At 71.0% G+C, this 24,269-nt stretch carries 22 protein-coding genes and 1 riboswitch; of the genes, 8 read left to right on the top strand and 14 right to left on the bottom strand.

Annotated elements, in window-relative coordinates:
* Positions 1-58: 58 nt before the first annotated feature.
* The 8 genes from AB0K80_RS18740 to AB0K80_RS18705 all read right to left on the bottom strand — a co-directional run bounded on the left by AB0K80_RS18740 (position 59) and on the right by AB0K80_RS18705 (position 9,058).
* A complete protein-coding gene (locus AB0K80_RS18740) occupies positions 59-1,198 on the bottom strand; it encodes a dipeptide ABC transporter ATP-binding protein (protein WP_365670916.1) in 1,140 nt (379 codons plus the stop codon).
* Positions 1,195-2,280: an ABC transporter ATP-binding protein gene (locus tag AB0K80_RS18735; RefSeq protein WP_365670914.1), complete on the bottom strand. Its 1,086-nt coding sequence runs from the start codon at positions 2,278-2,280 to the stop codon at positions 1,195-1,197. Before AB0K80_RS18735 ends, AB0K80_RS18740 begins: the two co-directional genes overlap by 4 nt.
* A complete protein-coding gene (locus tag AB0K80_RS18730; protein ID WP_365670912.1) occupies positions 2,277-3,287 on the bottom strand; it encodes an ABC transporter permease in 1,011 nt (336 codons plus the stop codon). Before AB0K80_RS18730 ends, AB0K80_RS18735 begins: the two co-directional genes overlap by 4 nt.
* A gap of 92 nt (positions 3,288-3,379) precedes the next feature.
* A complete protein-coding gene (locus AB0K80_RS18725; protein ID WP_365670910.1) occupies positions 3,380-5,146 on the bottom strand; it encodes an ABC transporter substrate-binding protein in 1,767 nt (588 codons plus the stop codon).
* Positions 5,147-5,154: 8 nt separating this feature from the next.
* The gene (locus AB0K80_RS18720) at positions 5,155-6,153 is read right to left on the bottom strand and encodes an ABC transporter permease (RefSeq protein ID WP_365670909.1); all 999 of its coding nucleotides are present in this window, start codon (positions 6,151-6,153) and stop codon (positions 5,155-5,157) included.
* Between the two features lie 325 nt (positions 6,154-6,478).
* Positions 6,479-7,273: an enhanced serine sensitivity protein SseB C-terminal domain-containing protein gene (locus AB0K80_RS18715; RefSeq protein ID WP_365670907.1), complete on the bottom strand. Its 795-nt coding sequence runs from the start codon at positions 7,271-7,273 to the stop codon at positions 6,479-6,481.
* Between the two features lie 149 nt (positions 7,274-7,422).
* On the bottom strand, positions 7,423-8,226 hold the full coding sequence (locus AB0K80_RS18710; RefSeq protein ID WP_365670905.1) for an enhanced serine sensitivity protein SseB: 804 nt from the start codon (positions 8,224-8,226) through the stop codon (positions 7,423-7,425).
* A 163-nt stretch (positions 8,227-8,389) separates the two neighbouring features.
* Positions 8,390-9,058, bottom strand: coding sequence for an AAA family ATPase (locus AB0K80_RS18705; protein ID WP_365670903.1), 669 nt, complete (start codon positions 9,056-9,058; stop codon positions 8,390-8,392).
* A gap of 220 nt (positions 9,059-9,278) precedes the next feature.
* Positions 9,279-9,375, top strand: a riboswitch (glycine riboswitch).
* A gap of 179 nt (positions 9,376-9,554) precedes the next feature.
* On the opposite strand from AB0K80_RS18705, the gene gcvT reads away from it, so the two are divergent.
* From gcvT to AB0K80_RS18680, 5 genes are all read left to right on the top strand, one after another.
* Positions 9,555-10,673 (top strand): glycine cleavage system aminomethyltransferase GcvT, encoded by a 1,119-nt coding sequence (gene gcvT, locus AB0K80_RS18700; RefSeq protein WP_365670902.1) that lies wholly within the window; start codon positions 9,555-9,557, stop codon positions 10,671-10,673.
* A gap of 111 nt (positions 10,674-10,784) precedes the next feature.
* Positions 10,785-11,162 carry a glycine cleavage system protein GcvH gene (gene gcvH, locus AB0K80_RS18695; RefSeq protein WP_365670900.1) on the top strand — a complete coding sequence of 126 codons (378 nt, stop codon included), beginning with the start codon at positions 10,785-10,787 and terminating at the stop codon, positions 11,160-11,162.
* Positions 11,163-11,173: 11 nt separating this feature from the next.
* On the top strand, positions 11,174-12,454 hold the full coding sequence (gene glyA, locus AB0K80_RS18690; protein WP_365670898.1) for a serine hydroxymethyltransferase: 1,281 nt from the start codon (positions 11,174-11,176) through the stop codon (positions 12,452-12,454).
* Positions 12,455-12,542: 88 nt separating this feature from the next.
* Positions 12,543-13,910: an L-serine ammonia-lyase gene (locus tag AB0K80_RS18685; RefSeq protein ID WP_365670895.1), complete on the top strand. Its 1,368-nt coding sequence runs from the start codon at positions 12,543-12,545 to the stop codon at positions 13,908-13,910.
* Positions 13,911-13,986: 76 nt separating this feature from the next.
* The gene (locus AB0K80_RS18680; RefSeq protein WP_365670893.1) at positions 13,987-14,544 is read left to right on the top strand and encodes a glycoside hydrolase family 25 protein; all 558 of its coding nucleotides are present in this window, start codon (positions 13,987-13,989) and stop codon (positions 14,542-14,544) included.
* 10 nt (positions 14,545-14,554) lie between these two features.
* On the opposite strand, the gene AB0K80_RS18675 is transcribed toward AB0K80_RS18680, so the two are convergent.
* From AB0K80_RS18675 to AB0K80_RS18660, 4 genes are all read right to left on the bottom strand, one after another.
* Positions 14,555-15,016, bottom strand: coding sequence for an SRPBCC family protein (locus AB0K80_RS18675; RefSeq protein ID WP_365670890.1), 462 nt, complete (start codon positions 15,014-15,016; stop codon positions 14,555-14,557).
* Between the two features lie 109 nt (positions 15,017-15,125).
* The gene (locus AB0K80_RS18670; RefSeq protein WP_365670888.1) at positions 15,126-15,788 is read right to left on the bottom strand and encodes an NAD(P)-binding domain-containing protein; all 663 of its coding nucleotides are present in this window, start codon (positions 15,786-15,788) and stop codon (positions 15,126-15,128) included.
* Positions 15,789-15,909: 121 nt separating this feature from the next.
* Positions 15,910-16,122: an EF-hand domain-containing protein gene (locus AB0K80_RS18665; RefSeq protein ID WP_365670887.1), complete on the bottom strand. Its 213-nt coding sequence runs from the start codon at positions 16,120-16,122 to the stop codon at positions 15,910-15,912.
* A 58-nt stretch (positions 16,123-16,180) separates the two neighbouring features.
* On the bottom strand, positions 16,181-17,092 hold the full coding sequence (locus tag AB0K80_RS18660) for a MerR family transcriptional regulator (protein WP_365670885.1): 912 nt from the start codon (positions 17,090-17,092) through the stop codon (positions 16,181-16,183).
* Between the two features lie 48 nt (positions 17,093-17,140).
* On the opposite strand from AB0K80_RS18660, the gene AB0K80_RS18655 reads away from it, so the two are divergent.
* Positions 17,141-17,779 (top strand): GNAT family N-acetyltransferase, encoded by a 639-nt coding sequence (locus AB0K80_RS18655; protein ID WP_365670883.1) that lies wholly within the window; start codon positions 17,141-17,143, stop codon positions 17,777-17,779.
* Between the two features lie 41 nt (positions 17,780-17,820).
* Here the strand turns inward: AB0K80_RS18655 and AB0K80_RS18650 are convergent, their stop codons facing one another.
* Positions 17,821-19,005: a PQQ-binding-like beta-propeller repeat protein gene (locus AB0K80_RS18650; RefSeq protein ID WP_365670881.1), complete on the bottom strand. Its 1,185-nt coding sequence runs from the start codon at positions 19,003-19,005 to the stop codon at positions 17,821-17,823.
* Positions 19,006-19,093: 88 nt separating this feature from the next.
* Positions 19,094-21,346: a glycogen debranching protein GlgX gene (gene glgX / locus AB0K80_RS18645; protein WP_365670879.1), complete on the bottom strand. Its 2,253-nt coding sequence runs from the start codon at positions 21,344-21,346 to the stop codon at positions 19,094-19,096.
* Between the two features lie 188 nt (positions 21,347-21,534).
* Between glgX and AB0K80_RS18640 the strand changes: the two genes are divergently transcribed.
* Both AB0K80_RS18640 and AB0K80_RS18635 read left to right on the top strand, forming a co-directional pair.
* On the top strand, positions 21,535-22,785 hold the full coding sequence (locus AB0K80_RS18640) for an Ig-like domain-containing protein (RefSeq protein WP_365670877.1): 1,251 nt from the start codon (positions 21,535-21,537) through the stop codon (positions 22,783-22,785).
* Positions 22,786-22,953: 168 nt separating this feature from the next.
* Positions 22,954-24,183 (top strand): Ig-like domain-containing protein, encoded by a 1,230-nt coding sequence (locus AB0K80_RS18635; protein WP_365671360.1) that lies wholly within the window; start codon positions 22,954-22,956, stop codon positions 24,181-24,183.
* Positions 24,184-24,269 lie beyond the last annotated feature (86 nt).

Below are 24,269 nucleotides of genomic sequence, written 5' to 3'. Positions count from 1 at the left end.
GATTCCCACCCAGCAGCGAGCCCCCGCCTTGCAAAGCAAGGTGGGGGCTCGACCAGAGTTACTTCTCCGTGGGTTCCTTGGCGACCGCAGCGTCCTTCGCCTCGGACAGCAGCACGGTGTCCTGCGGCTGCTGGTCCGGGAAGTTCTCCGGGTGGTGGCAGGCCACCCGCTGCCCGGGCCGCAGCTCCGCCAGCGGCGGCTCCTGCGTCCGGCAGATCTCCGTCGCCTTCCAGCACCGGGTGTGGAACCGGCAGCCGCTGGGCGGCGCGATCGGCGAGGGCACGTCGCCCTTGAGCAGGATCCGCTCGCTGCGGGTCCCCTTCCGCTTCGGGTCCGGTATCGGCACCGCCGACAGCAGCGCCTTGCTGTACGGGTGCATCGGCGCCTTGTACAGCGAGTCCCGGTCGGCCAGCTCGACGATCTTGCCCAGGTACATCACCGCGATCCGGTCCGAGACGTGCCGGACGACGGACAGGTCGTGCGCGATGATCACGTAGGTCAGGCCGAGCTCCTGCTGGAGGTCGTCGAGCAGGTTCACCACCTGCGCCTGGATCGACACGTCGAGCGCGGAGACCGGCTCGTCGGCCACCACGAGCTTGGGGTTGAGCGCGAGCGCCCGGGCGATGCCGATGCGCTGGCGCTGGCCGCCGGAGAACTCGTGCGGGTAGCGGTTGTAGTGCTCGGGGTTGAGGCCGACCACCGACAGCAGCCGCTGGACCTCCTTCTTCACCCCGCCCTCGGGCTCGACGCCCTGGAGCCGGAACGGCGCGCTGACGATGGTGCCGATGGTGTGCCGGGGGTTCAGCGAGGAGTACGGGTCCTGGAAGATCATCTGCACGTCACGGCGCATCGGGCGCAGCGCGCCCGTGCTCAGGTGCGTGATGTCCCGGCCCTCGAACTCCACCGTGCCGCCGGTCGGCTCCAGCAGCCGGGTGATCAGCCGGCCCATCGTGGACTTGCCGCAGCCCGACTCGCCCACCACGCCCAGCGTCTCGCCCTTGCGGACCTCGAAGTCCACGCCGTCGACGGCCCGGACCGCGCCGGTCTGCCGCTGGAGCAGGCCCTTGCGGATCGGGAAGTGCTTCTGCAGGCCGGTCACCTTCAGCAGGATCTCGCCGTCGGCGGTGTCCCCGGTGAGGGTGGTGCCGCTCTGCTCCGGTGTGCTCACCGCTTTTTCGTCGGCTTTCTCGTCGCTCACAGCTTCGGCGCAATCTCTTCGTTCCAGATACGCTCCCGCTGCTCCTGCGTCATGTGGCAGGCGGCCCAGTGCCGGCTGCCGACCTCGGTCAGCTCGGGGCGGACCGTGCGGGTGACGTTGTCCTTCGGGATGTCCGCGTACGGGCAGCGCGGGTGGAAGGCGCAGCCGGACGGGAGGTTGATCAGGGAGGGCGGCGCACCCTTGATCGGAATGAGCCGGTCGGTCTCCTCGCGGTCGAGCCGGGGCATCGAGCCGAGCAGACCCCAGGTGTAGGGGTGGCGGGGCTCGGAGAACACGTCCTCGGCCGGGCCGCGCTCCACGCACCGTCCGCCGTACATCACCAGCAGGTCGTCGGCCATCTCGGCGACCACACCCAGGTCGTGGGTGATCATGATGACCGCGGAGCCGAACTCCTTCTGCAGGTCCCGGATGAGGTCGAGGATCTGCGCCTGCACGGTGACGTCCAGGGCGGTGGTCGGCTCGTCGGCGATGAGCAGCTCGGGGTTGTTCACCAGCGCCATGGCGATCATCGCGCGCTGGCGCATGCCGCCGGAGAACTCGTGCGGGTAGCTGTCCACGCGCTTGGCGGGCTCGGGGATGCCGACCCGGTCGAGCATCTCGACGGCCCGCTTCCTGGCGTCCTTCTTGCTGACGTCGTGGTGGACGCGGTACGCCTCCACGATCTGGTGGCCCACCGTGTAGTACGGGTGCATCGCCGACAGCGGGTCCTGGAAGATCATGGCCATCTTCCGGCCGCGCAGCCGCCGTACGTCGTCCGGGCCGGCGCCGATCAGTTCCTGGCCGTCCAGCCACACCTCGCCGGAGACCCGGGCGTTCTTCGCGGCGCGGTGCAGGCCCATCACGCCGAGCGAGGTCACCGACTTGCCCGAGCCGGACTCGCCGACGATGCCCAGGGTCCTGCCCCGGCGGACGTCGAAGCTGACGCCGTCCACGGACTTGACCAGGCCGTCGTCCGTCTGGAAGTGGATGCGCAGGTCCCGCACGGACAGGAACACATCGTCCGGGACGGACGGGGCGGTGGTGTCCGGTTCGCCGAGCGCGGCCTTTTCGAGCTTGCTCACGAGTACCTCACCCGGGGGTCGATGGCGGCGTACACCAGGTCGACGATCAGATTGCAGAAGACGATGAAGAACGCGGCGACCAGGGTCACACCCATCACGATCGGCAGGTCGTTGTCCCGGATGGCCTGGACGGAGTACGCGCCGATGCCCTGCAGCGAGAACACCGTCTCGGTGAGCACCGCCGTACCGACCAGGGTGCCGAAGTCCATGCCGAAGATGGTGACGATCGGGGTCAGGGCCGAGCGCAGGCCGTGCTTGGCCACCACGGTCGACTCCTTGAGCCCCTTGGCGCGGGCCGTGCGGATGTAGTCCTCGTTCATCGTCTCCAGCATGCCCGCCCGGGTGAGCCGGGCGTAGAGGGCGGAGAAGAGGAAGGCGAGGCTGACCCAGGGCAGCAGCAGGTGCCAGGCCCACTCGGCGGGGTTCTGGGTGAACGGGACGTAGTCGATGCTGTCCCAGACGGGGATCTCGTAGACGAACAGCGCGTTGAGCACCTGGCCGGTGAAGAAGATCGGCAGGGAGACGCCGGCGAGCGCGATGAACATGGAGATGCGGTCGACGGGCTTGCCCTTGCGCAGTGCCGAGATCACGCCGGTGGTCACACCGAAGATCACCCAGATCACGGCCGCACCGACGGCCAGCGAGAAGGAGACCGGGATCCGCTCCTCCAGCTGCGGCCACACCTCGATGTGGCTCTTGAAGGAGTACCCGAAGCAGGGGGCGCCGCAGTGCGTCGCGTCGGGACCGAACCGGTAGTCGGCGCCGGCCACGAGGCCCTTGATGAAGTGCCAGTACTGCTCGTAGACAGGCTGGTCCAGCCCCAGGTTCTTCTTGATCGCGGCGACGGACTCGGGGTTCGCGTCCTTGCCGACGTACTGGGTGGCCAACTGGTCGGCCGTCTGGCCCCCGAGGCGGGGCACCAGGAAGAAGATGGCGAAGGTGACTGCGCTGACCACCAGCAGCAACAGCACCGCGCCCATGACGCGTCGGAGGATGTACGCAGCCACAGCTGTACGGCCCCGGGTGGCCGCGGCGGGGTCTGTCCGCCGCGGCCACCCGGTGCCTTCACCTGCCTTTCAGAGGTTCCGGCCCGCTGATATCACTTCGAGGAGCTCATCAGCAGGTAGTCGTACATGCCGAGGTACGCCTGCGTGACCGTGACGTTCGACGCGGACGCCGGCCTCAGCAGCAGGTTCTTGCGGTAGATCAGCGGAACGACCGAGGCGTTGTCGAGCACCATCTTGTCGATGTCGCCCCAGGCCTTGGTGCGGGCGGCGTCGTCGGTGTTGGCGATGGCGTCCGTCAGGGCCTTGTTGATCTTCGGGTCGTTCAGCTCCATCAGGTTGTTGCCGCCCGAGGGCTTGATGGCGGCACCGTTGATGATCTGGTCGAGGAAGCCGTAGCCGGTCGGCCAGTCGGCGCCCCAGGCCATCGAGAGCATGCCGAGCTTGTTCTGGTGGACGTAGCTCGGGACACCGGCGAAGTTGGAGAAGTACTTGCCGGAGGGGAACTGCTTGATCTCGATGTTGATGCCGATCTTCTTCAGCGACGCCTGGACGGCCGTGGCCGCCGCCACCTCGGCGGGACGGTCGGAGCGGGCCGTGAGGATCGTGTTGAAGCCGTTCGGCTTGCCGCAGGCCTTCAGCTCTTCCTTGGCCTTGGCCACGTCACCCTTGTGGTCCTTGGTCGCGTAGGTGTCGAACTTGGTGTAGCCGTTGACCGACGGCGGCAGCAGCGTGGTCGCCACGTCACCCTTGGGCGAGCCGCCCATCGCGTCGAGCACGGACTGCTTGTCCAGGCCCCACTGCACGGCCTTGCGGCAGTGGGCGTTGTCGAACGGCTTCACGTTCACGTTCAGCGCGATGTACTGCGTGGCGCCCGCGTACGAGGAGTCCGTCTGGTTGGCGTACTTGCCGCGCAGCACCTTCGGCTGGGTCTGCGGCTGCACACCCGTGCCGGCCGCGTCAGCGGTGATCTTGTCGGCCAGCAGGTTGTTGTCGACCGTGACCGGGTTGACCTTGAACCGGATGGTGATCTTGTCCGGCAGGGCCTTGCGGATCGGGTCGGTCTTCGCGTCCCACTGCGGGTTGCGCACCAGGGTGGCGCCGCGCCCCTCCTCGTAGGACTGGAACTGGTACGGGCCGGAGGACACGATGTGCTGGACGTACTTCGCGCCGTCGTCCTTCGCCCGCGGCACCGGCGCCGTCTGGGAGAACGTCGCCAGGTAGTCGAAGTCGGCGAAGGGCTGCTTCAGCTTGAAGACGATCGTCTGGTCGTCCGGCGTCTCGATGGACTTGATGCCCTCGGGCGACTTGTCCTTGTACGGGCCCTTGTACTTGTCGCCGCCCTCCAGGTACGCCTTGAAGTACGTCGGGCCGTTGGACAGCGCCTCCGGCGCGAAGTTGGAGCGCTCGATGGCGTACTTGACGTCCTTGGACGTCACCGGGGTGCCGTCCTGGAACTTCACGCCCTTGCGCAGCTTGTACGTCCAGGTCTTGGCGTCGGGGCTGGACTTGCCCAGGGACTCGGCGAGGTCCGGGACGACCTCCAGCCCCTCCTTGCCCGCCGCCGGCTTGAACGAGGTGAGCGTCCGGCCGTAGAGGCGGGAGAAGTTCTGCACCCAGCCGTAGTAGGTGTTGCCCGGGTCGAGGGAGTCCGGCACGTCCGAGTGCTCGTACGTGACCGTTCCGCCCTTCTTGCTGGACGGGTTGACGATCGAGGTCAGGGCGGCGTCCTTCTTGCCGTTGCCTCCGTCGCCGTCGTTGTTGTCTCCGCCGCCACACGCACTGGCACCCAGCGACAGCGCCAGGACCGACGCAACGCCGGCGGTCACCCTTCTCGTCTTCACCTGAGGAAGCCCCCTCATTCGATGGATCACTTGCTGCGAGGGTCGAGGGCGTCACGCAGCCCGTCACCCAGCAGGTTGAAGGCCAGGACGGTGACGAAGATCGCCAGTCCGGGCACGAACATGTACTGCGGATCGGCCGTGTAGAGATCCACGGCGTTGCTGAGCATGCCTCCCCAGGAGGCCTGCGGCGGAGCGATACCGACACCGAGGAAGCTCAGCGCGGCCTCGAACAGGATGTTCGTCGGGATGATCAGCGTCGAGTAGACGAGGATCGGCGCGACGAGGTTGGGCAGCAGCTCCCGGAACAGCACGTACGGGCCGCGCGCCCCGAGGCTCGTGGCGGCCTCGATGAACTCGCGCTTGCGCAGCGTCATGGTCTGGGCGCGCACGATGCGGCCGATGTACGGCCAGCTGAAGAAGCCGATCACGAAGATCAGCACGCAGATGCGCAGCGGGAGGCCGTCGAGCCCGAAGAAACCGTCCTGCACGGAGGCCGAGATGGAGATGGCGAACAGCAGGAGCGGGAAGGCGAGGAAGGTGTCCATCATCCGGCTGATGACACTGTCGATCCAGCCGCCGTAGTACCCGGCGATGACGCCGAGCACGGTGCCGATGACCACGGAGAGCAGCGTGGCGCCGCCGGCGACCAGCAGGGAGACCCAGGAGCCGTCGATGATGCGGGCGAGCATGTCGCGGCCGTACTGGGGGTCCACGCCGAGCGGGTGGTCCCAGCTCATGCCGCCCCAGCCGCCCTTGGGGGCGAGCAGCGCAGGGTCGATGAGGTCCTGGTTGAACTTGTTGGGATCGAGTCCGAAAATCCACTGGATCGGCTTGGAGAACACCGCCATCAGGACCAGCAGGATGACGACGACGCCTCCGGCCATCGCCACCTTGTCCCGCTTGAAGCGCATCCAGGCGATCTGGGTGAGCGAGCGCCCTTCGATCTGGCTCTTCTTGACCCCGGAGAGCACGGCCTCGGGCTGTGCTCCGGCTTCCGCCCCGGTGGTCTCGATCGGTGCGGTCACGGTGCGATTGACCCCTCTCGGCCGGCGATGGCCGACCCCCTGGCTGCCGCGGTAGCGGTGTGCTTGTCTCGTACACGTGACCGACCCCGGCCCGTGTCTTGACGGGGAGTCTTCAACGCTTCGGCGATCTGTTGCCAGACTTGACGGTGAAAGGATGCGTAACCGTGATGCTGTCTGACGGGTTCCGTTATCCGAACAGTGGGTAACGGGGGTCGGACAGCTGCGGATGAGGGCATTCTATGGCGCAACCGGACATTTCGCCCACCTCTACGCGCGGAGACGCACGGGATCGACCGCTGTCACCGGACGTCGGTGCGCCATCGGGTCAGTACCGCGCCTGGGAAGGCGGATAGCCGTAGCCGGCCGCCGGGGCGGGCGCGGCGGCATGGGCCTCGCGGTCGTAGAACGGACGGGCGTTGGCCCGCATCCACATCGCGACCGGGTCGTGCTCGTCGGCCAGCGCCACGGTCGACACGGGCAGCCCGTCCGGGACCGCCCCGATCGACTGCCGCATCATCGCCCGCACCGACTCCACGGCCGGCGCGGAGGTGTCGTACACGTCGAGCCCGATGGCCAGGTACGGCGCGCCGAGCGCGGGCTGCACCCAGGCGCGGCGCAGCGCGCGGACGGCCGGGGTGCGGTGGGCGTTCTGCGCGAGCAGGGCCCAGAACTGCGGGAGCTCGATCGCCGGCTCGGACAGCCGCAGCGGCCCCGCGGGCTGCCGGTCCAGGCCGGTGGCGATGCGCCGCAGGTCCAGCCAGGGAATGCCGACACCGCCGCCGGGGGCGTGCGGGTTCAGCCAGAGGCCGTAGTGGTCGGGGTACAGGGCCCGGGCCACCTCCAGACCGTCGACCACCTCGTACGACCGGTTCCAGCCGCTGGCGCTGAGCTCCTGGGCGGAGGTCACGCACGGGGCGTAGCCGTGGCCGTCGACCTCCATGTTCCCGTACTGGGCGTCCGGGGAGCCGGCCTGGCCGTGCCACAGCAGCATCCAGACCTGGCCGGTGGCGGGGGTGGCGAGCGCGCGCAGGAGCGCCTCGTAGGCGTCATAACGCCCCGGCGTGACCTGGCGCAGCATGTGCTCGACCTGGCCGGCCGCGGCAGTGCCGCTCGCGCTCACGTTGTACCGCCCCTCTGTTACCGCACCCTTGCCCGCGTGGTGCGACTAGCTTAAGCCCGGCCGGCGGCCCCGGCCCTGGTGCGGTGCCGCGGGTGCCGGTGCGGGTGGTGCCTGGTGGGTGGTGGGTCGCTCTGCGAGGACGCTGTTGCTCAGGGCTCCAGCAGGTCGCGCGTGTAGAAGGGCCGCACGCGGTCGCGCAGCCAGTCGCTCACCGGGTCCTGGGCGACGTCCATCAGGACCAGGTTGACGGGCCACTGCACCGGCACCTTGCCGAGGGCGCGGCCGAGGGCCTCCAGGGGCAGGGCCCGCAGGTCGCCCTCCCACTGGGACAGTTCGACGCCGACGAACATCACCGGGTCGGCCGTCTCGATGGCGGCGAGGCAGCGGCGCGCGGTGCGGACCACGCCGATGGTGTCGAACTCGGCGGAGGCGGCGGACAGGAAGTCCACCGGGTCCTCCTGCCAGTCGGGTTCGAACAGCCGGACCCGGCCGCCGCTCGCGGGGCCGTCCAGCGGGGTGCGTCCGGCGCGGCACAGCTCGGCCACGGCGGGCGGCGGCAGCGGAACACCGACCACACCGCCCGGGTTGACGGCGATCCCGGCCTGCGGGGGCAGACCGCGGGCGAACTCCACGGCCGGGGCGATGGTGTACGACATGTGCGAGCCGACGACCTGACGGAACTGCTCCTCGGAGCTGAACACCGGCACGTACGCCTGGCCGCCGATCTCCATGCCCGGCAGGTCCAGCGGACCGCTGTGCGGGCCGCCGCCGCTCGGCAGCGGGATCCAGACGAAGCTGCGGCCCAGGACCTCGATGATCCGGCCCGCGGCGGACGGTCCTGCCCCGAGGGACGCCGAGAGCACCTCCTCCAGCTCGTTGCCGGGCCACCCGCCGTGCGGGTGGGGGTGCGCCTGCGCCGGGAAGTCCGCGGAGAAGCCCGCCGGGAAGTCCATCTGCCTACCGCCTGCCGTGAACCACTGCTGCGCTGAAAGGCTAACGGTACGCGCCTTTGGGCGCCCGGCCCGGGGGATCGGGCCGGCCGGGCGGGGGTGAGGAGGCCTGAGCGGCGGGCCCGCACCCGCCGACCGGGCGGCCCCGGGAAGTCCGCCCCGCCGCTCAGCCCGTGAAGCCGATGCGCCGCAGGGCGTTCGCCGCGTCGCGGTCCAGCAGGATCGCCGAGGCGCAGCCCGCCGGCAGGTCGCCGTGCTCCACCGCCCGCAGCAGGCGGGTGGTGACGTCGCGGTGGCGGCGGAAGGCGTAGCGGGAGACGCCGCGGCCGCGGGCGCGCTGGCCGGCCAGGGCCTGCTCGGGGGTGACGTCGAGCAGGAGCAGGTGCAGGGTGCCGCCCCGGCGGCGGGCCTCCCGGGCCAGCCAGCGCCGCACCCACGCCTGCGTACCGCAGTCGTGCACCACGACGCCCTCGCCGGAGCGCAGGGCGCGGCGCAGTCCGGCGTAGTGGGCGAGGCGGACGAGCGGGCGGTAGACGGCGTAGGGCAGGAAGCGGGGCATCCGGGCGTCCCAGCGGTCCCGGGTGTCCTGGGAGTCGACGCGCGGGCCCTTGACGGCGCGTCGCATGAGGGTGGACTTGCCGCTGCCGGGCAGTCCCGTGATCGCCACGAGGTCCCGGGGCCCGAAGAGCAGGGCGTGCGGGCTGTGGCCGTGCCGCGCGCGCAGGTCCCGGACGACGGCTGCCCCCAGTGGGGCGCACGCCTCCCGGGGGGTCGCAGCGGGCTGCTCGGGCAGCGCGACACCCGTGGTCGTGGCGTACGCCGTGGTCCTGTTCACCGTGATCGTCCTCCCCTGGGGCCAGGTACGGAGTCCCATCCCCGCCGAGTGTAAAGAGAAGGTAATGCGGGACGTTCCGCGTTTGTGTGCGTTTTGGCAACAGGCGCGCTACAGCCCGCTGTGACCGGCTGCGCACCCTGTGCGCTCCCTGTGGAAGGTCCCCCTGCCGCGCCGGAGAGATGCGTGCAATGATGAGCCCGCCAACTGCATACCGGCCGTTTGAATCCGCGCGGGAGAGTTCCCAGCACGTCAGCTGGGGCGCCGAAGGAGCAAGTCCCTCCCTTGAATCTCTCAGGCCCCGTTACCGCGCGGGCGAGGCACATCTGAAAAGCGGGCCGCCCGCACGGCGGTCCCACCCAAGGTGCAAGCCCCGATCGTCCCTGTGGCGGTCGTGGCGAACCTCTCAGGTTCCGATGACAGATGGGGAGGACGTTCCTCTGCGGAGGACCTTTCCTCGCCCGTCCTTTGCGTTCACGCCCTGGGAGACGACCGACCGATGAGCAGTACTGAACTCCGCCACACCGCGCTCGATGCCGTGCATCGCTCGCTCGGCGCGACGATGACCGACTTCGCCGGCTGGGACATGCCCCTGCGGTACGGCTCGGAGCGCGAGGAGCACCTCGCGGTGCGCACCCGGGCGGGGCTGTTCGACCTCTCCCACATGGGCGAGATCACCGTCACCGGCCCGCAGGCCGCCGCGCTGCTGGATTACGCCCTGGTCGGCAACATCGGCGCCGTCAAGCCCGGCCGCGCCCGCTACACCATGATCTGCCGCGAGGACGGCGGCATCCTGGACGACCTGATCGTCTACCGTCTGGCTCAGACCGAGTACATGGTGGTGGCCAACGCCTCCAACGCCCAGGCCGTCCTGGACGCGCTCGTGGACCGCTCCGCCGGCTTCGACGCCGAGGTGCGCGACGACCGGGACAACTACGCCCTCATCGCGGTCCAGGGTCCGCAGTCCCCCGGGATCCTCAAGACCCTCACCGACGCCGACCTCGACGGGCTGAAGTACTACGCCGGGCTGCCCGGGACCGTCGCCGGCGTGCCCGCGCTGATCGCCCGTACCGGTTACACCGGCGAGGACGGCTTCGAGCTGTTCGTCGAGCCGGCGCACGCCGTGGAGCTGTGGCAGGCGCTGACGAAGGCCGGCGAGGGCGTGGGCCTGGTGCCGTGCGGGCTGTCCTGCCGGGACACCCTGCGCCTGGAGGCGGGCATGCCGCTGTACGGGCACGAGCTGACCACCGAGCTCACCCCCTTCGACGCCGGGCTCGGCCGGGTGGTGAAGTTCGACAAGGAGGGCGACTTCGTGGGCCGCGCGGCCCTGGAGCAGGCCGCCGCCCGCGCCCAGGAGAACCCCCCGCGGGTCCTGGTCGGCCTGGTCGCCCAGGGCCGCCGTGTGCCGCGCGCCGGGTACGCCGTGGTCGCCGGCGGCGAGGTGATCGGCGAGGTCACCTCCGGCGCCCCCTCCCCCACCCTCGGCAAGCCGATCGCGATGGCGTACGTCGACGCGGCGCACGCCGCCCCGGGCACACCGGGCGTCGCCGTGGACATCCGGGGCACCCACGAGCCGTACAGGGTCGTGGCGCTGCCGTTCTACACGCGCCAGAAGTAGACACTTGACGCGCGGTCCGGCGTGCGACCGCGCCCACCCGCACGCTGCTCACCAGCGGTTTCCGCAGTCCCCCGTCACCAGCACACCCCCGCGTACAGGAGAATTCAGGCCATGAGCAACCCCCAGCAGCTGCGTTACAGCAAGGAGCACGAGTGGCTGTCGGCCGCCGAGGACGGCGTCGCGACGGTCGGCATCACGGAGCACGCGGCCAACGCGCTCGGCGATGTGGTCTTCGTCCAGCTCCCGGAGGTCGGCGCCACCGTGACCGCGGGCGAGACCTGCGGCGAGCTGGAGTCGACCAAGTCGGTGTCCGACCTGTACTCCCCGGTCTCCGGTGAGGTCACCGAGGTCAACGAGGACGTGGTGAACGACCCGTCGCTGGTGAACTCGGCCCCCTTCGAGGGCGGCTGGCTGTTCAAGGTGCGCGTCACGGACGAGCCGGCCGACCTGCTCTCCGCCGACGAGTACGACGCCCACATCGCCGGCTGAGGAGCCCGTCCATGACGTCCGTTCTGCACACGCCGCTGCACGAGCTCGACCCGGCCGTGGCCGCCGCGGTCGACGCCGAGCTGCACCGCCAGCAGTCCACCCTGGAGATGATCGCCTCGGAGAACTTCGCGCCGGTGGCGGTGATGGAGGCGCAGGGCTCGGTCCTGACCAACAAGTACGCCGAGGGCTACCCGGGCCGCCGCTACTACGGCGGCTGCGAGCACGTCGACGTGGTCGAGCAGATCGCGATCGACCGGGTCAAGGAGCTGTTCGGCGCCGAGCACGCCAACGTGCAGCCGCACTCGGGCGCCCAGGCCAACGCGGCCGCGATGTTCGCGCTGCTCAAGCCGGGCGACACGATCATGGGTCTGAACCTCGCGCACGGCGGGCACCTGACCCACGGTATGAAGATCAACTTCTCCGGCAAGCTGTACGACGTCGTCGCCTACCACGTCGGTGACGACGGCCGGGTCGACATGGCCGAGGTCGAGCGCCTCGCCAAGGAGGCCAGGCCCAAGCTGATCGTGGCCGGCTGGTCCGCCTACCCGCGGCAGCTGGACTTCGCCGCGTTCCGCCGGATCGCCGACGAGGTCGGCGCGTACCTGATGGTCGACATGGCGCACTTCGCGGGTCTGGTGGCGGCCGGACTGCACCCCAACCCCGTCCCGCACGCGCACGTGGTCACCACCACCACCCACAAGACGCTGGGCGGCCCGCGCGGCGGTGTGATCCTGTCCACCGCCGAACTCGCCAAGAAGATCAACTCCGCCGTCTTCCCCGGTCAGCAGGGCGGCCCGCTGGAGCATGTGATCGCGGCCAAGGCGGTCGCCTTCAAGGTGGCGGCGAGCGAGGACTTCAAGGAGCGGCAGCGCCGTACCCTGGAGGGCGCGCGCATCCTCGCCGAACGCCTGGTCAAGGACGACGTCGCCGAGCACGGCGTCTCGGTGCTGTCCGGCGGCACCGACGTGCACCTGGTCCTGGTGGACCTGCGCGACTCGGAACTGGACGGGCAGCAGGCCGAGGACCGGCTCCACGAGATCGGCATCACCGTCAACCGCAACGCGATCCCGAACGACCCGCGTCCGCCGATGGTGACCTCTGGCCTCAGGATCGGCACGCCCGCCCTGGCGACCCGCGGCTTCACCGCCGAGGACTTCGCCGAGGTCGCGGACGTCATCGCCGAGGCGCTGAAGGCTCCCTCCCCCTTCGCGGAGGCCGACGCCCAGGCGCTCAGGGCCCGGGTCAAGGCGCTCGCGGACAAGCACCCGCTCTACCCCGACCTGAAGAAGTGACCGGGCGGCGGGGCACCGACGACCTCGGTGCCCCGCCCCCGGCAGCACCGCACCACCCTCGCACCACCCCGCATTGAGGAGTCCCCCCGTGGCCATCTCGGTCTTCGACCTGTTCTCGATCGGCATCGGCCCGTCCAGCTCCCACACGGTGGGCCCGATGCGGGCGGCCCGCATGTTCGCCCGGCGCCTGCGCAACGAGGGACTGCTGGACCGGGTCGCCTCCGTACGGTCCGAGCTGTACGGCTCGCTCGGCGCGACCGGCCACGGGCACGGCACCCCCAAGGCGGTCCTGCTCGGCCTGGAGGGCGACTCACCGCGCACGGTCGACGTGGAGACGGCGGACGACCGGGTCGAGGCCATCAAGGCCGGCGGCCGGCTCCGGCTCCTCGGCGAGCGCGAGATCGCCTTCGACTTCGACCAGGACCTGGTCCTGCACCGCCGCAAGGCCCTGCCCTACCACGCCAACGGCATGACCCTGTGGGCGTACGACGCCCAGGGCGCCGAACTCCTGACGAAGACGTACTACTCGGTGGGCGGCGGGTTCGTCGTCGACGAGGACGCGGTCGGCGCGGACCGCATCAAGCTGGACGACACGGTCCTGAAGTACCCCTTCCGCACGGGCGACGAGCTGCTGCGCCTGACGAAGGAGACGGGCCTGTCCATCTCCGCGCTGATGCTTGAGAACGAGCGGGCCTGGCGCACGGAGGAGGAGATCCGCGCGGGCCTGCTGGAGATCTGGGGCGTGATGCAGTCCTGCGTGGCCCGCGGCATGTCCCGCGAGGGCATCCTGCCGGGCGGTCTGAAGGTGCGCCGCCGCGCCGCGAACACCGCGCGCAAACTGCGCTCGGAAGGCGACCCGAAGGCCCTCGCCATGGAGTGGATCACCCTCTACGCGATGGCCGTGAACGAGGAGAACGCGGCCGGCGGCCGGGTCGTCACCGCCCCGACGAACGGCGCGGCCGGCATCATCCCGGCGGTGCTGCACTACTACATGAACTTCGTGCCCGGCGCCGACGAGGAGGGTGTCGTGCGGTTCCTGCTGGCCGCCGGGGCCATCGGCATGCTCTTCAAGGAGAACGCCTCCATCTCCGGCGCCGAGGTCGGCTGCCAGGGCGAGGTCGGCTCCGCCTGCTCCATGGCGGCGGGCGCCCTCGCCGAGGTGCTGGGCGGCACGCCCGAACAGGTCGAGAACGCCGCCGAGATCGGCATGGAACACAACCTCGGCCTGACCTGTGACCCGGTCGGCGGTCTCGTCCAGATCCCGTGCATCGAACGCAACGGCATGGCCGCGGTCAAGGCCGTCACGGCCGCCCGCATGGCGATGCGCGGCGACGGCTCCCACAAGGTGTCCCTCGACAAGGTCATCAAGACGATGAAGGACACCGGCGCGGACATGTCGGTGAAGTACAAGGAGACGGCCCGGGGCGGGCTGGCCGTGAACATCATCGAATGCTGAACGAGCCCGCGCGTGGCCCGGCCTGAGCCGGGCATCATCCCACTCCCGTCCCCCCACGGCCGTTCAGGGAGTGCCGATGCTCCGCGGTATCGACGTCAGCGCCTACCAGTCCTCCACCTACGACACCGACGGCCTCTCCTTCGTCTTCGTCAAGGCGACGGAGGGCCGTTCGTACGTCAATCCCAAGCTGTCCGCCCAGACCGAGCGGGCCCGCGACGCCGGACTGGTCGTCGGCTTCTACCACTTCCTGTGGCCGGGCCACCTCACGGCCCAGGCCGAGTACTTCGCCGGCAAGGCTCCGGACCGGCCCGGCGACATCCTCGCCGTCGACTGGGAGACGACCGGCGCCGGGACCCATGCGAGCAACGCCGAGAAGGACCGCTTCCTCCGCAAGGTGAAGGCGTTACGGCCGGACAACCGGGTCGTGCTCTACTGCAACAGGACCTTCTGGCTCGACATCGACACCACGTCCTACGCGGGCGACGGCCTGTGGATCGCCGACTACGTCGGTGCGGGCAAGCCCCGCATCAAGGCCAGGTGGCGTTTCCACCAGTACACGGACGATCCGCTGGACCAGAACGTGGCCGACTTCGCGAGCGAGGCGGCGCTGCGGGAGTGGGCGGGCAGCGCCTGACCCTGCCGCCTCACCGGATGCGCTCGGCCCGTCCGCGCACCCCCGCCAGCAACCGGCGCGTGAGCCGCGCGTGGGCGCCCGGGGTGATGACCAGGGTGCGGTAGAGGGCGCCGAGCGGGCCGGGGAAGGCCGCCCGCGTCTCGGCGTGCAGGCGGCAGCGGCCGGGGGCGCCTTCCTCGATGCGGAAGGTCAGGGCGTAGGCCGAGAAGCGGTGGGCGCCCTGGAGGGCCAGGGTGCGGCCCGGGTCGGCGGTGGTGACGTGGAAGCCGGGCAGCGCCGAGCCCTCGGCCAGCGGGCGGGGGCCCGACACGGTGTGGTCGCGGCAGCCGACCAGACGGGCGTAACGCGCCGCCGCCGGGCCGCCGAAGGAGCGGTCCAGGGTGGTGGACAGGGCGTGCCAGACGGCGTCGGGCGGGGCGGCGATGTCGGTGGTGTGCACATCGATGCGGGGCAGTGCGTCCGTTGCCGTCACGGTGGTCCCCCCTGGGCTCCGGGCTGCGGTGTCCCCCACCGTACGGAAGTCGGGAGCCCGGGGCCAGGGTGGCCCCCGGGCCGCCGGGCGCCGGTCCTGTGGGGCGCGCCTACGCCCGCAGCTCCGGCTTGCGTTCCGGGGACGCCTGCGCCAGGGCCTGGGTGACCTCTGCCACGCCGGCCCGCAGACCGTAGACCGGGGTGTCGGGCTGCTGGCGCCAGGAGTCGTCGATGCCGCCCGCGTCGACGGTGTCGAAGCCCAGTTCGTCGATCAGGGCCCGTACCTTGCGCTTGGCGGCCTCGTCGTCGCCGGCCACCGGCAGGGCCAGGCGGTCGGGGTCGCCGGCCGGGCGGGGGCGGTCCAGGATGTCCTGGGCGTAGGTGCCGTTGAAGGCCTTGATGACGGGGTGCCCGATCTGCCGTTCCGTCCAGCGGCTCTCGGTCAGGCCCTCGTCCTCGATCGCCGCGATCCTGCCGTCGCGCTGCCGGGGGTAGTAGTTGCCGGTGTCGATGACCGCCACGCCGTCGGCCGCCTCGTCGAGGAAGCCCTGGGGCAGGTCCGGGACCGCCTTCACCGGGATGGCGATCACCACGACCTCGGCGCCGCGGGCCGCCTCCTGCACCGTCACCGGCCGGGCGCCGGTCTCCTCGGCCAGGGCGGTGAGGGTGTGCGGACCACGGGAGTTGGCGACGGCGACCTCGTGACCGAGGGCGGTGAGCCGCCGGGTGAGGTTGCCGCCGATGTTGCCCGCGCCGATGATGCCGATCTTCATGACAGGCCCTTCCGGGGTAGATGCATGCGCATGTAGTTGCGCTCGGCGTCAACCCCGCCCGTCCGCCCGCTATTCCGGGCCGGCGCACAAAGGGGGCCCGGTCCGGGCCCCCTTCTGTGCGTCACTTGTTCAGGTAGGCCCAGAACTCGTCGAACGACAGCACCTTGTCGCCGTTGAGGTCGCGGGTCTTGATGAGGACCTCCGCGACCGACTCGGTGACGTTCCAGTCGCCCTCCTGGGCCAGGGCGGTCTTGAACTCGGCAGCGGTGATGAAACCGTCACCGTCCGTATCGATCCGCTCGAACTGCTTGCGTGCTTCCTCGATGTCCGCCACCGATCCGCCCCTCAACTCGTACTTTTCGCTCTTCGGCGTCTGACTGACGGAGGCCAGATTAACCGCCCGCCCGCAGCTCCAGCGCGGCGACCACCCAGGCGAAGTCCTCGGCGTGCGGGGGTGCCGGTTGCCGGTTCACGAGGGCCAGCAGCTCCCGGAAGCGGGCGACCCGGTCGTTGAACCCGGCCGTCATGCGCTCCCGTACGGCGGCCCGGTCGGCGTCCCCCAGCAGCTCCCGCAGCACCTCCTGCGCCTCTCGGTCCCCCGGGCCGACGCCCCGCTCGCGCGCCGGGCCGACCAGCTCCACCAGGCGTCCGGCGAACCGCAGGGCCTGCCCGGGGGGTGTATGGGGCGTCCGGTCGGCGGCGTTGAACTCGGCCGCCCGGCGCATCTGCGCGCGGAAGGCGGGGTCCTGGAGCATCTCCGCCAGCTCGACCCAGGCGTCGATCTCCCTGGGCGTCGGGTCGTCCGCGAGGTCGACCGTGATGCGCCGCATCCGTTGCCGGATCTCCGGGTCGACGGTGTCGAGCCCCTGCAGGGTCTCCTCCACGAACTCCTCCATGATCCGCTGCCGTTCGGCGGCGGACAGCCGCGCCAGCTGGTGCATGAGCGTCGTCTCCTCGGCACTGGAACCGCGTTCCGCCACGATCGACAGCACCGCTCTGGTCACCTTGAGTGAGCGGATCTGCGTGTCCAGCGCCGCCCCGTGCGCCGCGGCGACCTCCGCCACGGTCCGCTCGCCGGCCAGCACCGTACGCACGTCGTCCAGGCCCAGGCCCAGTTCGCGCAAGGTGCGGATCAGTTCCAGGCGGGCCGCGGACTCGGCGTCGTAGAGCCGGTAGCCGCCCGGGGAGCGGGCCACCGGGGTCAGCACGCCCTCGTCGGACCAGTACCGGATGGTGCGCACGGTCAGTCCGGTGGCGCGGGCCAGCTCGCCGATGGTGAGAACTGCGGTGCCGTCGTCGGTCATGTCTGCGAGTCTGGGCCTTCCAGCGGGTGGAGACACAAGGAGCGGGCGGTGGCGCGGACCCTGCGGAACGTGGTCGACGCGGCGGGGCGGGGCGTGTTCCCGCCGGCGGACGGCGCCACGACGGTCGTGCCGCAGCCCTCTGCCCGGGACGCGGGGGTGCTGGCCTTCACGGCGCACTCGGTGGTCTTCACCGACGAGGACCCCGCGTGGGTGTACGCCACCTTGCGCTCGCTGGACTGCGATCCTCTGGCCGCGACGATGAACCCCCGGTTCCTGGCGGCCTTCATGGCGCGGACGGGCCGGGTGTGCGAGACCGTCGACGCGCTGCTGGTCGGCTCCCCGCTGCCGGGGGAGCCGCCGCTCGGGCTGGAGAGGATCGAGGACCCCGGCCATCCGCGGATCGCCTACGCCCGCGCGCGGCGCGACGACGTGCGGGCGTGGCGGGCGGACGGCGGGGTGCTGGTGCTCGGGCGCGGGGTCGCCGGGCGGCTGGAGGTGTCGGTGGAGGTGGCGCAGGCGGCGCGGCAGCGGGGGCTCGGGCGGGCGCTGGTGGCGGCGGCCCGGCACCTGGTCGCCGAGCCGGTGTGGGCGCAGGTGTCGCCGGGGAACGCCCGCAGCGCGCGGGCGTTCCAGGCGGCCGGTTACCGGCCCGTGGGCGCGGAGGTGCTGCTCAGGCCTGCCCGCTGACCTCCGGCGGACCGCGGCGCGCTTGCGCGTCCTGCGGTCCGTCAGCGGAAGACGCCGGTGTGGCCGAGCGAGTAGCGGCCCGGCTGGGGGTAGACGGCCAGGCCGTGGGGGCCGCTGCCGACGGGGATGCGGGCGAGCTGGGTGCCGGTGCGGGTGTCGAGGGCGTACACCTCGGCGTCGTAGCGGCCGGAGAGCCACAGCACCTTGCCGTCGGCGGAGACGCCGCCCATGTCGGGGCTGCCGCCGTCGGGCAGGCGCCACTTCTTCGTCAGCCTGTTCCGGGTGAAGTCGAAGACGGAGACGGTTCCCTCGCCCCGGTTGGAGATGTACATCTCGCGGGAGTCGCGGCTGATGTACAGGCCGTGGCAGCCCTTGCCGGTGGGCAGCAGGGTCGGCTCGGTGAACCGGTCGCCGTCCAGGACCCACATGCCGTGGGCCGTCATGTCGGCGACGTAGAACCGCTTGCCGTCCGGCGAGACCTTCACGTCCTGCGGCATGGCGCCCTCGAACGGCAGCTTCTGCTGCGCGACGACCTCCATCTTCTCGGTGTCGACCTTGAGCAGCTCGCCGCTGAACTCGCAGGAGACGATGAAGTAGCGGCCGTCCAGGGAGAAGTCGGCGTGGTTGACGCCGTAACAGCCGACCGGGACGGTCTTTTTGACCTTCATGGTGTGCGGGTCGCGGAAGACGAGTTCACGGTCGAGGGAGGCCATGACGACCGCGTACCTGCCGTTGGGCGTGAAGTACAGGTTGTACGGGTCGTGCACCTGGACCGGCTTGCCCGCCTTGCCCGTCCTCGGGTCGATGGGGGTGAGGGTGTGGCCGCGGTTGTTGTTGACCCACAGGGTCTTCAGGTCCCAGGAGGGGACCACGTGCTGCGGCTGGCGTCCCACGGGGATCGTGTCGATGGTCTCGTACGTCGTCGGGTCGATGACGGAGACCGTGTCGGACCCGGTGTTGGGGACGTAGATCCGGGACGGGAAGTCTTTGACCACCGGGGACAGCTTGCCGGGACGGTCGGCGGCGTAGACGTCCTCGGGGTCGAGGACGGGCGGCATGCCGGGCAGCCCGTCGACGGGCTTCTTCTCGACCGGGGCGGGCACGGCCGCCCGGGTGGCCTCGGCAGCCGGGTTCGGCGTGTCGGCGCCGCAGGCGGCCAGGGCGGCCAGACCCGCGGCCGCGAGCAGGGTGCGGGTGATTCGGGAGGGGTGCGTCACCCGCACCATTTAAGGAGGATCGCTGCGGAAAACACCCGATTCACCCGATGAGCGCCCCACACGGGTCGCGCAGCCGGCGGCGTCCCGGCCGGTCGCCTCACCCGGCCACCCTCAGCAGCAGCACCGACCGCGCCGGCACGGTGATCTCCGTGCCCGCCGGGTGTGTCACGCCCGGCGTCCGCGCCTGCTCCTCCCGGCTGGTGTCGACGATCACCTCGTACCGCTCCGCCCACGGCGGCCCGGGCAGCAGGAAGCCGACCGGCCGCTCACCGGCGTGCAGCACGGCGAGAAAGCTGTCGTCGAGGATCTGGTCGCCGCGCTCGTCACGGCCCGGGATGTCCCGGCCCGAGAGGTACATCCCGAGGGTGGCCGCGGGCGCGAACCAGTCCTGCTCGGTCATCTCGGTGCCGCGCGGGGTGAACCAGGCCAGGTCGCGCAGCCCGTCCGCGGTCTGCGGCCGGCCGGAGAAGAAGGCCCGGCGGCGCAGCACCGGGTGCCGGTGACGCAGGTCGATCAGGCGGGAGGTCAGGTCGAACAGGGCCTTCCAGCCGGGGTCCTCCAGCAGGCTCCAGTCGAGCCAGCCGATCTCGTTGTCCTGGCAGTAGGCGTTGTTGTTGCCGCGCTGGGTGCGGCCCAGTTCGTCGCCGGCGACCAGCATGGGCACGCCCGTGGACAGCAGCAGCGTGGTGAGCAGGTTGCGCAGCTGGCGGCGGCGCAGGGACCGGATGTGCTCGTCGTCGGTCTCGCCCTCGGTGCCGCAGTTCCAGGAGCGGTTGTCGTTCGTGCCGTCGCGGTTGCCCTCGCCGTTGGCCTCGTTGTGCTTGCGCTCGTAGGACACCAGGTCACGCAGGGTGAAGCCGTCGTGCGCGGTGACGAAGTTGACCGAGGCGTACGGGCGCCGCCCGCCCCAGGCGTACAGGTCGCTGGAGCCCGAGAGGCGGTAGCCCATCTCCCGGACGTCCGGCAGGGCGTGCCGCCAGAAGTCGCGTACGGCGTTGCGGTAGCGGTCGTTCCACTCCGTCCACAGGGGCGGGAAGGCGCCCACCTGGTACCCGCCGGAGCCGATGTCCCAGGGCTCGGCGATCAGCTTCACCCGGCGCAGCACCGGGTCCTGGGCGATGACGGCGAGGAACGGGGAGAGCATGTCGACGTCGTGCATGGAGCGGGCGAGCGCGGCCGCCAGGTCGAAGCGGAAGCCGTCCACGCCCATCTCGGTCACCCAGTAGCGCAGCGAGTCGGTGATCAGGCGCAGCACGTGCGGCTGGACGACGTGCAGGGTGTTGCCGCAGCCGGTGTAGTCGGCGTAGCGGCGGGCGTCGGGCTGGAGGCGGTAGTAGCCGCGGTTGTCGATGCCCTTCAGGGAGAGCGTCGGGCCGAGCTCGCCGGCCTCGGCCGTGTGGTTGTAGACCACGTCGAGGATGACCTCGATGCCGGCCGCGTGCAGGGCGCGCACCATGCGCTTGAACTCGCCGACCTGCTGGCCGGTGGTGCCGGAGGCCGCGTACGCGGCGTGCGGGGCGAAGTAGCCGATGGAGTTGTAGCCCCAGTAGTTCCTCAGGCCGCGCCTGAGCAGGTGGTCCTCGTGCGCGAACTGGTGCACCGGGAGCAGCTCCACGGCCGTCACGCCCAGCTTGACCAGGTGCTCTATGGCGGCCGGGTGCGCGAGCCCGGCGTAGGTGCCGCGCAGCTCCTCGGGTATGCCGGGGTGCAGCTTGGTGAAGCCGCGCACGTGCAGCTCGTAGATGACCGAGTCCGCCCACGGGGTCTTGGGGCGGCGGTCGTCCGACCAGTCGTCGTCGTCGTGGACCACGACGCCCTTGGGGACGAAGGGCGCCGAGTCGCGGTCGTCCCGGACGGTGTCGGCGACGTGCTGTTCCGGCCAGTCGCGGACGTGCCCGTACACCTCCGCCGGGAGCGTGTAGTCGCCGTCCACGGCACGGGCGTACGGGTCGAGCAGCAGCTTGGCGGGGTTCCAGCGGGCGCCGGTCCAGGGGTCCCAGCGGCCGTGCACCCGGTAGCCGTAGCGCTGGCCGGGCAGCACGCCCGGCACGAAACCGTGCCAGATCTCGTGCGTCAGTTCGGTCAGCCGAACGCGCGTCTCCTTGCCCTGCTCGTCGAAGAGGCAGAGTTCGACGCCCTCGGCCCCGCCCGCCCAGAGGGCGAAATTGGTGCCCGCGGCCCCGTCCGGACCGGCCCGGAAGCGGGCCCCCAGCGGCGTCGGCGCGCCCGGCCACGCGGGGACGGCGGGCGGCGGCGCGGCACGCCGCGCGCCGCTCACGACGGCGGCTGGGCGCCCGTTCTCGGCGGCCTGCGTACCGGCCACCGCCTCCTGCTCGGCTGCGCTGGACACCTGTCAGCCTCCCGCGGCTCGTGGAACGACGGGGGACAGGAGAGTACAGCCCTTTCCCTGCGGCTCCGGGCGCGGCTCCCCTGCGCGTCGTCCTCCCCACTGTTCTGCCCAGAGGGTGGCTCGCACTCACGTTTCCCCGGGGGGCGGCATGGTCGTTTCCGGGGACGCGGCCCGTCGTTGGGCTCCTCGTGAGGCACGTAGCAGGGCGCGCACGGCGCGCGAGGGCCGCGCTGGCCGTCGTAGTGACATGGGCAGGGATGCTGACCGGGGCCGCCGGCTGCACCGCGGACGGTGGTCCCGGCGGGATCGGCGGGGCGTTCGGCGCGCCGGCCCCGGCCCCCGAGGACGTCATCCGCATCGCGCCCGCCGACGGCAGCAGGGGCGTACGCCCCGGCGAGCGCCTGCGGGTGCGGGTGCCGGGCGGGCGGCTGGAGTCGGTGAAGGTGGTCCGTTCGCAGGACGCGCGGGACGTCCCGGTGCCGGGGCGGATCTCCGCCGACGGGCGGAGCTGGGAGCCGGCCGCGGCGCGGCTCGCGCTGGCCGCCCGGTACACCGTCGACGCGGTGGCGGTGGACGCCCTCGGGCGCCGCTCGGCCCGCCACACCACGTTCACCACGTACGTCCCCAAGGAACGGTTCATCGGGTACGTCACGCCGGAGGACCGCGCCACGGTGGGCACCGGCATGATCGTCTCGCTGGAGTTCAACCGGGAGATCGCGCGCCGCGCCGCCGTGGAGCGCGCCGTACGGGTCAGCGCGGAGCCGGCCGTGGAGATCCGGCCGCACTGGTTCGGCCGCTCCCGGCTCGACTTCCGCCCGCAGCACTACTGGAAGCCCGGCACCAAGGTCACCGTGGCCCTGCGCCTGCGGGACGTCGAGGGGGCGCGCGGGGTGTACGGGCTGCAGAACAAGACGTTCTCCTTCACCGTCGGCCGCAGCCAGGTCTCCCTGGTCGACGCGGCGAAACACACCATGCAGGTGCGCCGGGACGGCTGGCTGCTGGCCACCGTGCCGATCACGGCGGGGGCACCGAAGACCACCACGTACAACGGGAAGATGGTGGTCACCGAGATGCTGGAGCTGACCCGGATGGACGGGGCCACGGTCGGTTTCAAGAAGGAGAACGGCAAGGGCGAGTACGACATCCCGGACGTGCCGCACGCCATGCGCCTGACCGACTCGGGCACCTTCCTGCACGGCAACTACTGGGCGCCCCAGACCGTGTTCGGCCGGACCAACGTCAGCCACGGCTGTGTCGGCCTGCACGACGTGAAGGGCGGCGGCGCGGACACGCCGGCGGGCTGGTTCTTCGACCGGAGCCTGGTCGGGGACATCGTCGAGGTCGTGCACAGCAAGGACAAGAAAGTCGCTCCCGACAACGGGCTCGGAGGATGGAACATGAGCTGGAACGCGTGGAAGTCGGGCAGCGCGGTGAAGTGATCCGGCAGGAGGGGGAGGGGCCCGGCCGCCGCGCCGGCGTTTGGAACACAACGGTGACAGTCGTGGGGCGCCGGCGCCTGTGACCTTGTGGTTACGATGCGCCGGTGCGCGGGGAGCGCACCGCAGTGCGGGCCTGACCTGGCCCGGGGAGGGGAGACGGACTTGAAGATCGGGCGACCGATATCGGCGTCGTCGGGCAGGGGGCGCGGGGGACTGCCGGCGCTGGTACTCGGCGTGGTGCTGCTCGGTGTCACCGCGTGCGGCGGTGGCGGGGGACCGGATGCGGGGGACGGCGAGGGGAAGAACGCGGGCGGTTCGGCCGCGGCGCGGAGCAAGCAGTCCGAGGCCGTCGTCAGCATCGCGCCGAAGCACGGCGCGAAGGCCGTCGACACCAGCGGCGCGCTGAAGGTGACCGCCGCCAAGGGCCGGCTGACCGAGGTCGTGGTCAAGGACGCCAAGGGCACCAGGGTCGAGGGGAAGATATCCGGGGACGGCGCCACCTGGACGCCGTCCACCCACCTGGCCGCCGCCACGACGTACACGGTGCACGCGGTCGCCAAGGACTCCGAGGGCCGCAAGGCCGCGGAGGACGCCGGGTTCACCACCCTGACGCCGAAGAACACCTTCGTCGGCACCTTCACCCCCGAGGACGGCTCCGAGGTCGGCGTCGGCATGCCGTTCTCGATCCGCTTCACCCGGGGGATCACCCACCCCGCCGACGTCGAGAAGGCCATCCGCATCAGGACCGAGCCGGCCGTCGACGTCGAGGGGCACTGGTTCGGCAACGACCGTCTCGACTTCCGCCCCGAGAAGTACTGGAAGCCGGGCACCAAGGTCACCGTCGACCTGAACCTGAACGGCGTCGAGGGCCGTCCCGGCGTCTACGGCGAGCAGAACAAGAGGGTCTCCTTCACCATCGGCCGCAGCCAGGTCTCCGTCGTGGACGTCAAGAAGCTCACGATGAAGGTCATGCGGGACGGCAAGGTGATCAAGACGATCCCCGTCACCACCGGCCAGCCCGGCATGGAGACCTGGAACGGGCAGATGGTCATCAGCGAGAAGCTGAAGGTGACCCGCATGAACGGCGAGACGGTCGGCTACGGCGGCGAGTACGACATCAAGGACGTGCCGGACGCCATGCGCCTGACCACCTCCGGCACCTTCATCCACGGCAACTACTGGGCGAGCGGCGCCTTCGGCAACTACAACGCCAGCCACGGCTGCATCGGCCTGCGCGACACCCGCGGCGGCTGGGACAAGAAGGCCCCGGGCGCCTGGTTCTTCAACCACTCCATGATCGGCGACGTGGTGGTCGTCAAGAACTCCAAGGACCGCGTCGTCGACCCGGACAACGGGCTCAACGGCTGGAACATGTCCTGGGCCGACTGGAAGAAGTGAGCTCCGCCTGACCCGCGGACCCGGTGTGCGCTCCCTGTGAGGCAGCACACCGGTTCCGCTCGCGTTAGTGCCCGTTAACCTGCTGG

The organism is Streptomyces sp. NPDC052682, from assembly GCF_040678435.1.
GTDB lineage: Bacteria > Actinomycetota > Actinomycetes > Streptomycetales > Streptomycetaceae > Streptomyces.
Note: the sequence above shows the minus strand (reverse complement) of the source record. Positions and strands in the feature narration are given on the sequence as shown.

Bases quoted from the DNA above. Each gene is read 5' to 3' on its own strand.
- gcvT (WP_365670902.1), top strand. From the start codon at position 9,555: ATGAGCAGTACTGAACTCCGCCACACCGCGCTCGATGCCGTGCATCGC.
- AB0K80_RS18680 (WP_365670893.1), top strand. From the start codon at position 13,987: ATGCTCCGCGGTATCGACGTCAGCGCCTACCAGTCCTCCACCTACGAC.
- AB0K80_RS18650 (WP_365670881.1), bottom strand. From the start codon at position 19,005: ATGGTGCGGGTGACGCACCCCTCCCGAATCACCCGCACCCTGCTCGCG.
- AB0K80_RS18710 (WP_365670905.1), bottom strand. From the start codon at position 8,226: ATGGACTTCCCGGCGGGCTTCTCCGCGGACTTCCCGGCGCAGGCGCAC.
- AB0K80_RS18660 (WP_365670885.1), bottom strand. From the start codon at position 17,092: ATGACCGACGACGGCACCGCAGTTCTCACCATCGGCGAGCTGGCCCGC.
- gcvH (WP_365670900.1), top strand. From the start codon at position 10,785: ATGAGCAACCCCCAGCAGCTGCGTTACAGCAAGGAGCACGAGTGGCTG.
- glyA (WP_365670898.1), top strand. From the start codon at position 11,174: ATGACGTCCGTTCTGCACACGCCGCTGCACGAGCTCGACCCGGCCGTG.
- AB0K80_RS18725 (WP_365670910.1), bottom strand. From the start codon at position 5,146: ATGAGGGGGCTTCCTCAGGTGAAGACGAGAAGGGTGACCGCCGGCGTT.
- AB0K80_RS18670 (WP_365670888.1), bottom strand. From the start codon at position 15,788: ATGAAGATCGGCATCATCGGCGCGGGCAACATCGGCGGCAACCTCACC.